This window comes from Streptomyces sp. NPDC025784 (genome assembly GCF_055558435.1).
On the sequence record NZ_JBVHMN010000006.1, the window covers coordinates 401,224 to 407,588 of the forward strand.

Consider the following 6,365-nt stretch of genomic DNA (forward strand, 5'->3'; position numbering starts at 1 on the left):
CGCCTACGACTGAACGACGAAGCGATAGACCTTGGAGTCGCGCCCCTGGAATCCCAGACGCTCGTACAGTCGGTTCGCCGCCCCGCGCGACGGACGCGAGGTCAGGTCGACCGTCCGCGCCCCGGCCGCCTCGGCCAGGCGCAGTGCCTCGGCCGTCAAGGCCGCCCCGACGCCGTGGCCTCGGGCCGTCTCGTCGACCACGACGTCCTCGATCCGGCACCGCAGGCCCGACGGCAACGGAAACGTGATCAGGGTGAGCATGCCGACCACCTGGCCCTGGATCCGGGCCGTCAGCAGCGTGTTGGCATCACTGCGGAGCAGCCCTGTCACCGACTCACGGTCGGGTTTTTTCGCCGTGCTCGAAAGCTGGGGCAACAGGCGAGCGACCGCCCCGACCACCTCGTCGGTCGCCTCATGGACGACCTGCACCTCAACGCTCATGATCGGGACCCTATCGAAGGCTCGGTCGAGGCGTTCCGATGTTCGGCCCCGTCGTCCAGCAGGGCGCTCAGAGCCACGAGAAACCGCTCCCTGGCGCGCTCGACGTCGTCCTGGCGGACGTCGCCACCGTTTCGAAGCTCCCGCAGAGCGCGGGCCGTTGCCAGCACGGGACGCCATGGTGGGTCGTCCGGGTCGTCGGCGGGTGCGGCGGAGCTCAGGGCGGCGAGTCGTTCCAGTTGCTCGCACCGATGGATGACCGTCCGCAGATTCTCGTCGAGGACGCGGTCGAAGCGTACGTCGGAGAGGCGGCCCAGGGCATGGGCCAACTGTGGTCGCAGGCGCTCGAGTTCGGTCCGGACAGCGGTCGGCCGCGGAGCTTCCGTCGCGGGGCGCGATGGCGTGGTGTCCTCGGTCGGGGGCGCAGGAGGCGGCTGCGGCGCCGACGGGACCGGCTTGGCCACGTCTTCGAAGGCGGCGCAGGCGTGGGCGGCCAGTTCCAGGAACCAGCGTCGTTCGCGCTCGGTGGTGCGACGCGTGACGAACATCAGGGCGCATGCCTGAAGAGCCAGCAGGTACTGGGGGCGCCAGTCGGTCAGGGAGTAGCGCCTGCGGTGGCGCCACTCGTCCGGCGCCGAGCGGGTCTGCCGGACCATCGTGTGCAGGCCGCCGGGCAGCAGGTCCTCGTTCGGGTCGGGTGGCACGTCCGCGACGAGGAGTTCGACCAGGTCGTCGAGGGCCCGATCGCCCAGTTCGGGGAGGTAGTCGCAGACCAGGCACAGGGTCAGGTGGGCCGGATCCCGTGCCAGCAGGCCCTGTTGCTGGAAGCGTGACAGGTCGACGAAGCGGTGGGCGTCGGGGACGAGCGCGGGGATCGTCTCCACCATGATGTTGCCGGGGTGCAGGTCGTAGTGGGCGCGCCCCAGGGCGACGGTGGGCGGCTTCAGCCCGGCCAGCGGAGAGCCCGCGAACCACAGGGGGTTCGGCAGGGACTCGGAACGGCCCGGCAGAGTGACGCGCGGGCGCTGCGCGTCGGCGCCCAGGAGGCCGGTCGCCGTGCGCGCCAGTCGGCTGTCGGGAGCCGCCCGGTGGCCGAGTGCCCGGCGCAGGAATTCCAGGGCCGTCATGGAGTGATCGGCACCGGGATCCGGGTTCCATTCGCCGAGCACCGATCGGATGACGGCGGCGGCGACGCCGGCACGCTCCGTGGAGGAGGTGAGCCGGCTGAGCGGGGTCAGCTCGTGATCACCGCGGTCGTCGAGGGCGATGCCGAGGAACATCAGCCAGGTGTCCGCCACCGCCAGTGGCGGGTAGACCTGCCGGACGAGCCGGCGTTCCGGGAAGTCGAACGTACGCGCCCCCTTGTCGAACGTCGGGCCCGACTTCCATGCGATGTCGAGGTCGCGCGGTTCGGTGACGGCGCCTTCGTCCGGAGCGCAGAGTTTGATCAGCAGCTTGTGTTCCGGGTGGTCCGCGTCCCCGTCGTGGTGGAAGACGGCCAGCCGTGCTCCGCTGCCGCCGTCCGGCAGCGCTTCCACGAAGTCCAGCGTGGGCCCGCCGCGCTGCCACCGCTCCAGCGCGGCCGCCGCGTCCTCACCGAAGCAGGTGCATCCGCTCATCGGCCCAGTCTGTCCGAACCGGTCCCGCCGCGGCGCGGGTTGTGGTGATATGCCTGCGGAACATATCGGGGGAACTGGCAATGGCGCGGCGTGACGACATGGCCCGGCTGCAGCGTGCGGCGGCGGGCGGAAGGCCCATCAGGGCAAGCAGACTGGAGGCCGCGGTGGTCGGCCACGACCCGGCATCCGGTCCGTTCCGGTTGCGAGGCGCAAGCGTCGTCGGACCGGTGGATCTGACGCACCGGCAGCTCGCTTTCGGACTGGAGTTCGTGGAGTGCCGCTTCACCGACTCGCTTGATCTGCGCGGTCTGTCGGCGGGGTCACTGGATCTTGGTGCTTCGCGTCTTCCGGCACTGGTGGCCGACGGCCTCGCGGTCGAGGGCGATGTACGGCTGGCCGGCTGCCATATCGGCGCGGAGCCCGGCAGGCCCGTCCCACTGGGCGCCGAGGCGCGCCCCGTCCGCGACCGCGTGCGGGCGCCGCGCCGGGTCGCGGAGGCGTCCGCCCAGGCGCCGTTGCGGCTCGCGGACGCGAGGATCGCCGGCAATCTGGTGGCCGAGGAGCTGGCACTGTTCTCCACCGGCCCCTGGTCCTGCTTCGCTCCTCGGCTGCGGGTCGAGGGCGCGGTGCAGGGGCAGTCGCTGACCGCCACCGGAGCGCTGTATCTGCGCGACGCGAGGGTCGGTCACGCGCTCGGCCTGAACGGCGCGCGGGTCGGTGGCCTGGACGCCACCGGTCTGTCCTGCGGCCGGGGGTTCTACGCGGACTGGGGTTTCCACACGAGCGGTCAGGTCCTGCTGCGCGGAGCGACCGTCGAGTCGGTGGTCACCTTCCACGACGCCACCCTCGCCGGTCCGCACGCGGGGCTCGTCCTGGGCCGGCTGACGACTCCGCGGCTGCGTCTCGATCTGCGCAGCGCCCCCGAGGGACGGATCGTCCTGCGCGACGCCCACGTGGGCGCTCTCGTCGACGATCCGTCCGCCTGGCCCCGCGCGGGCAACCTCGACATCGAGGGGCTCGTCTACAAGCGCCTCGGGTCGACCTCGCCCTTGGACGTGAAGGGCCGGCTCGGCTGGCTCGCCCTCGACCAGGAGGCGGGGGTCGGTGTCTTCGAACAGCTGGCGCTCTCCTACCAGTCCTCCGGGGACGAGCGCGCGGCGCGGACCGTGCGGCATGCGCGGGAGCGGCACCTGCGGCGCGGGGACCGCCTCACCGGCCGGATCTGGGGCACCGTGCAGGACGTCCTGTTCGGCTACGGCTACGCCCCGCGGCGGGCGTTGCTGTGGCTGCTGGCCCTGGTGGCGGCGGGCTCGTCCTGGTTCTCGGTGCGCGCGCCCGCCCCGGTGGGCGGATCGGGCCAGCGGGCCTTCGATCCGGTGCTGTACTGCGTGGACCTCCTGGTGCCCGTCGTCTCGTTGGGCTACCGCTCGGCCTTCGACCCCGCGGGCTGGGACAAAGCCGTGGCCGTCTTCCTGATCGTGTCCGGCTGGCTGCTGGCGACCGCCGTGATCTCGGGCGCCAGCCACGCCCTGGGGCGTGTGTGAACGGCAGGAGGCGTGCGTGAGGGACGCTCACGCCCCGTTGTGCGCCTGCCTCGCCACCATGCGCCTTCACTCCTTCTGCGCGGGTCGGAGCGGAACCAGTGGGGCACGAGGCAGCGTTGTGGGTGGCATACATCCAAGGCGCCTACGGAAAGCGGGTGCACGAACAGTTGAGGTTTCCGGCCCACGGCCGACCGGACGCGAACGGACCTGAGGGACTCATGAACGAAGACGAGTACTGGGTCGATCTGTGTCAGCACGATGCCGTGCTGGGCGGTGGCTTCTTCATCACCCGCTTCTTCGTCATGACACTCCTCGAGTGCGTGCAGCCGCTCGACGGCGGCTCCACGCTGGTCCTGGAGCTGGCCGGCGAAGAACCGGTGGAGCTGGAGGGGCGCGTCGTCGACCTCCAGCCGGAGGCCGGCCTCGCCCTGATCCTGGTGGTGGCCCCGCCGAGCCAGGTTCTGCCCACCCCGCGTATGGATCACGTCGTCAAGGGTGACGACTGGCTGGCTCCCTACACTCCCCCGCGCGTGCGGCGCCCCTTGCACGGCACGGTGGACGGCGTCGTGCACGACCACGCGCAGGACGCCCCGTGCCGTACGACTCTGCAACTGGTGCTGGACGGACCGGCCAAGGACTACAGCGCGTTCGGCGGCGGGCCCGTCGAGAGAGCGACCGAGGACACCGAGCAGACGCTGGTCGGCGTGCTCATGGGGTCCAGTTCCCCGCGTTCGGCCGCGCCCAGCGCGCCGGACGGAATGATCGCCACGGCGATCGACAGCGCGATGGAAGCGTTTCCCGGGCTGTCCGCCCTGAGTCTGGCGCAATGGCTGACCGGCACCGGTCTCCCGCCGGCCCACCCGACCATGGCTGCCCCGTCCGAGGAAGCGGTCGTGGTCCCCGGCGCCGAGCAGGCGCACGGCGCGCAGACGCGCGCCGGAACACACCCTCAATCCCCTCCAGTTTGCACCGATGGGGGTTCCAGTACTGCCACTTTGGACATATCCCCCAAGGCAGAGGTCACCACGTGGTCTCCTCAGGACATCAGGGACCCGGTGGTGGCCCAGCTTTGTGCCCGGACGGAGGACTCACTCAAATTTCTCGACCACCTGGGCGACAGCGGGCTGGTCGACCCACTCGACCTGGACGCGTTCCGTCTACGGTTGCTCGACGACCTCACGGAGGCGTTGGGCGCACACGGGTCACTCGGCGGCGACAAGGGGGGTGAGGAGGCATGATCGACTCGTATGAAGAGGCTGTCGCGTGTGCTGAGGCGGCACTGCGTGATGCCCGCCGAGTCACAGTGCCCGACGCGCTGAGGACGTTCACGGCCCGGTGGGCCGAGGGGAAGTTCCCCGCCTACGGTGACGACGACCTGGCATCCGTGATGCGGCTGGCCTGGCTGCTCTACCAGATGGGGGTGAACGACGCCTCGTACGCCCTGGTGAAGCAGCTCGTGACCCACCCGCCCCAGGGACGTCCACCGGGCGGAGACCCCAACCGGTGCGCGGTGCTGCTCACCTGTCTCGGCCGCCCGGACGAGGCGCAGCACCTGCTGGCAGGCGATCAGACGGACGCGGTCCTACCCCGTCGCGGGATCGAGCCGGGCAGCGCGGCCGGCGCCGAAAGCCCTTCTGCGGCACGGGAGGACGGCGCTCGGCTCGCAAGGCCACCGGCTCCGCGACCCGGCGGCGCCGGCCGGTCGGGCTGGTCCCGGATCCGGGCTCTGGCCAACCTCGCCGCCATAAGCGCCCGTACGCAGCCGGCTCAGGCGACTCACTGGCTGACCCAGGCCGAGGACCACCTCGGCTCCGCGTCCGGCACGCCACCGGCCGAGATCCGCCAACTCCTGGCGGGAGTACGGGTCAGCCTCGCCCGCCGTGAGAAGCCCCAGGACGTCGACGACGCACCCATGACCGAGCTGCGCGACGCGTCCCTGGCCGCCCTCGCGGCCCTCGACGGCCGCGACCCGCAGGGCTATCTGATCGTGGCCCGACTCGCCCTCGCCTACTTCGAGTCGGCCCGTGACGCACAGTCCAGCGACCGGCTGGAACATGCGGCGGGAGTCCTGGAAGCGGCGAGCCAGCGACTGTCCGCGATGCTCGGTGCCGACCATCCCCGTGCCCTGGTGGTGCAGGGCAAACTGGCCGCCGTGCAGGTCGAGTGCGCGCGGGCCGCCCGGTCGACGGCACGCCTGGACCGGGCGACCACACAGCTGGCCTTCATCAGCACGCGCCTGTCCCGCCGTCTCGGCGCCTGCCACCCGCAATCCCTCGCCGCGACCGGGAACCTCGCGGTGGCACGCCTCGAATGCGTGCGCACGACCACCGAGCACACCCGGTCGGCACAGATCTTCCAGGACCTGGGATGGCAATGCCGTGCCGTCACCGACCTGGTCGGCGCCGATCATCCCGTCGCACGCCTGGTCACGGCCTCCTACACGGTGTGCAGGAACCTCCTCGACCGAGGCGGTGACAGCTGGCACGGCGTCCCGTCGTCATACCGGCCGCACCGCCGGCACGGTGCGGCCGGCGCCATGTCCGTACACGCCTCCGTATCCTGGCAGGCTGCCGCGCACAGCCGTCCGGAGGCGGCGCGGCCTGCCACGGCGGCGATCGTGCGGCCGGCGCAGGCGACCGCGCCTCCCGTTGCGGTCAACGACATCGGTGACGAGGAAGCCTTCCTCGCCGCGATCGACGAGACGATCAAGTACTTCAACGACGGCGACATCGTCGACGGCGTCATCGTGAAGGTCGACCGGGAC

4 protein-coding genes and 1 pseudogene are annotated in these 6,365 nt (G+C 71.4%); 3 read left to right on the plus strand and 2 right to left on the minus strand.

Going from position 1 to position 6,365, the window contains the following annotated elements; genetic code table 11:
* Positions 1-3: 3 nt before the first annotated feature.
* Positions 4-441: a GNAT family N-acetyltransferase gene (locus tag ACZ4IF_RS17235; RefSeq protein WP_467563677.1), complete on the minus strand. Its 438-nt coding sequence runs from the start codon at positions 439-441 to the stop codon at positions 4-6.
* Entirely contained in the window at positions 438-2,057 is a 1,620-nt protein-coding gene (locus ACZ4IF_RS17240) for a hypothetical protein (protein ID WP_467563679.1), read from the minus strand. The genes ACZ4IF_RS17235 and ACZ4IF_RS17240 overlap by 4 nt, the downstream gene beginning before the upstream one ends.
* Positions 2,058-2,137: 80 nt before the next feature.
* Here ACZ4IF_RS17240 and ACZ4IF_RS17245 point away from each other — a divergent pair, with 80 nt between their 5' ends.
* The 3 genes and pseudogenes from ACZ4IF_RS17245 to ACZ4IF_RS17255 form a co-directional block, all read left to right on the plus strand.
* Complete coding sequence (locus tag ACZ4IF_RS17245; protein ID WP_467563681.1) at positions 2,138-3,601, plus strand: hypothetical protein; 1,464 nt, start codon at positions 2,138-2,140, stop codon at positions 3,599-3,601.
* A gap of 218 nt (positions 3,602-3,819) precedes the next feature.
* On the plus strand, positions 3,820-4,839 hold the full coding sequence (locus tag ACZ4IF_RS17250; RefSeq protein WP_467563683.1) for a hypothetical protein: 1,020 nt from the start codon (positions 3,820-3,822) through the stop codon (positions 4,837-4,839).
* A pseudogene (locus ACZ4IF_RS17255) lies at positions 4,836-6,365 on the plus strand (hypothetical protein); the annotation flags it as partial. The gene ACZ4IF_RS17250 and the pseudogene ACZ4IF_RS17255, both read left to right, overlap by 4 nt.

What these genes read in the sequence shown, in the direction of transcription:
- ACZ4IF_RS17235 (WP_467563677.1), bottom strand. Translation starts at nt 441, where the DNA reads ATGAGCGTTGAGGTGCAGGTCGTCCATGAGGCGACCGACGAGGTGGTC.
- ACZ4IF_RS17240 (WP_467563679.1), bottom strand. Translation starts at nt 2,057, where the DNA reads ATGAGCGGATGCACCTGCTTCGGTGAGGACGCGGCGGCCGCGCTGGAG.
- ACZ4IF_RS17245 (WP_467563681.1), top strand. Translation starts at nt 2,138, where the DNA reads ATGGCGCGGCGTGACGACATGGCCCGGCTGCAGCGTGCGGCGGCGGGC.
- ACZ4IF_RS17250 (WP_467563683.1), top strand. Translation starts at nt 3,820, where the DNA reads ATGAACGAAGACGAGTACTGGGTCGATCTGTGTCAGCACGATGCCGTG.